The organism is Gordonibacter sp. An230, assembly GCF_002159915.1.
Taxonomy (GTDB): Bacteria; Actinomycetota; Coriobacteriia; order Coriobacteriales; family Eggerthellaceae; genus Rubneribacter.
Map to the genome: position 1 here is coordinate 1 of NZ_NFJP01000064.1, position 2,094 is coordinate 2,094.

The 2,094-nt window shown below is 56.0% G+C and carries 3 protein-coding genes; 1 reads left to right on the top strand and 2 read right to left on the bottom strand.

Translation table 11 applies throughout. The annotated features are described in order from the left end of the window. On the bottom strand, nt 1–402 hold a 402-nt coding region (locus B5F40_RS15660), incomplete at its 3' end, for a hypothetical protein (RefSeq protein WP_204217460.1). A gap of 113 nt (nt 403–515) precedes the next feature. Between B5F40_RS15660 and B5F40_RS15665 the strand changes: the two genes are divergently transcribed. Beyond that, entirely contained in the window at nt 516–1,490 is a 975-nt protein-coding gene (locus B5F40_RS15665; RefSeq protein ID WP_087195199.1) for a glycosyltransferase family 2 protein, read from the top strand. Between the two features lie 22 nt (nt 1,491–1,512). On the opposite strand, the gene B5F40_RS15670 is transcribed toward B5F40_RS15665, so the two are convergent. After that, nucleotides 1,513–2,094, bottom strand: a 582-nt coding sequence (locus B5F40_RS15670) for a C40 family peptidase (protein ID WP_204217462.1), incomplete at its 5' end; no start/stop codon positions are given.

The following is a 2,094-nucleotide window of genomic DNA, read 5'->3' on the forward strand; positions in this document are numbered from 1 at the left end:
GAGGAACAGCGGCCCCTCGAGGGGCTCGCCGCCCTCGTAGTAGTACCGCAGCCCGTCGACCTCCACCCAGCCGTCCCTAGGGGGCGAGGGCGGATCCGCCGGAGGGGCCGTCCCCCCCTCCTCGTCAGCGGTCGGGACGTCCGGAGGATCGGACGGGGACCCCGCCGCCTCCCCATCCCCGCCGACGGGCGGCTCGCCCTGCCCGCCAGCGGGCGCCTCCCCCTCCCCGCCGGAACCGAGATCCCCGGACGGGGAGCCAGCCGACGAGTCCGAAGGGGATGGAAATGCATCTTCCGTGCCTTCAGCGAACGCCTTTGAAGGGAAAACGCCCGTCGCAAAAGCAACAGCGGCGAGGAAAACGGATGCCTTCCCCAAGATGGCCGTAAAAGTTTTCTTCCCCATGAGAAACCTCCACTATATCTTCCTTCTATAACCGCATTGTATCTTACTCCAGCTTTTTCTTTGGTATGATTGCATGATAGCGAAAAGGCTATTTTCATAGATAAGGAGCCGTCATGTCCGTCAAACTCTCCGTCGTCATTCCCTGCTATCAATCCGCATCTATGATCGACGACGTTGTTCGACGGGTTCGCGCAACGGTTCAGCAGCGCTACCATGACCAAGAGTATGAAATCATCCTTGTAAACGACGCATCGCCCGACAATACCTTTGACGTACTGCGGCACCTCGCGGAAGCGTCTCCCAACGTGAAGGTGCTGAATTTCTCAAAGAATTTCGGACAGCACGCTGCCCTCATGGCAGGTTTTTCCGTATCGGAAGGCGCCGTTGTCCTTTGCATGGACGATGACGGGCAAACGCCTCCGGAGGAGCTTTTCAAGCTGGTGGATAGGCTCAACGATAGCTGCGATCTAGTATACGCACGCTACGAGACAAAGCAGCATAGCTGGTTTCGAAACGTAGGTTCGAAGCTAAACGACAAGATGGCGTGCTCGCTCATTGGCAAACCGAAAGACCTGTACCTTTCGAGCTATTTTGCGGCGAAACGATATCTGGTAGACGAAGTGCTTCATTACACCAACCCCTATCCCTATATGCAGGGGCTTATGCTGCGGGCAACAAGCAGAGCAGCCAACGTCCCCATCTCCCATCGAGAAAGGAAACAGGGGCAGTCGGGTTATACGCTTAAAAAGCTTTTTTCCCTCTGGCTCAACGGCTTCACCGCCTTCTCGGTCAAGCCGCTACGAGTCGCCTCGCTCCTCGGTCTAGCATTCGCCCTCCTTGGATTTCTATCGGCGATAGTCGTTGTGATCCGGCGCCTCCTCGACCCCTCCATGGCACTCGGATGGAGTTCGACATTCACCTTGATACTGGTTATGGGAGGACTCATCCTCTTTGTCCTCGGACTCATCGGGGAATACGTTGGCCGAAGCTACATATGCCTCAGCACACCGCCGCAGTATGTCATCCGAGACTCCCTCAACTGCGAAGCGTCCTTCTCCGGCTCGGCAGCAACCAAGCGGGGCGCTTGAAAAACCCAAGCGCCCCTTCTTGCTAGCCACGCACGATTCTGCGTATCTCCATCTTGGTCGCGCCTTTCGAGAACAGAGAAACGTATTGGCAGTGGCCGCCAAAGTCGGGCTCCTCATAGATCATACCGTTTCCGGCGTAAAGAACAACATGTTCGGGAAGACTCGGGTTGTAATTCGGCCATGAACCGTAATACATCAAGATGATATCGCCCGGACGCGCGTCGGCCAACGAATCGATCCGATAGCCGTCGTACATTTGATCATATGTTTCGAACCCTATGTCAACTCCAAGGCAACGGTAAACATACCAGACGAATGAAGCGCAATCCATACCGCCATCTTGCGGATAAACACCCAGCCAAACATAGGGAACGCCCAACAGCGAATGCGCGGTGGCCATCACTTGCTCCATGGCTCCCTCGTAATCAAGATAGCCAGCCATCTTGTGAAAATAGTACCAATAGCCATCGATATAATGCGCACCGGTGTACATCTTCCCATCTACGGTATCGTAGTAATAGTCAGAGCCTTCGATGCTCTGCCACCCGTGCTTCATCCTCCCGTCCACGGGGTCGTAGCGGTACCAGGCGCCGTCGATGCAGGC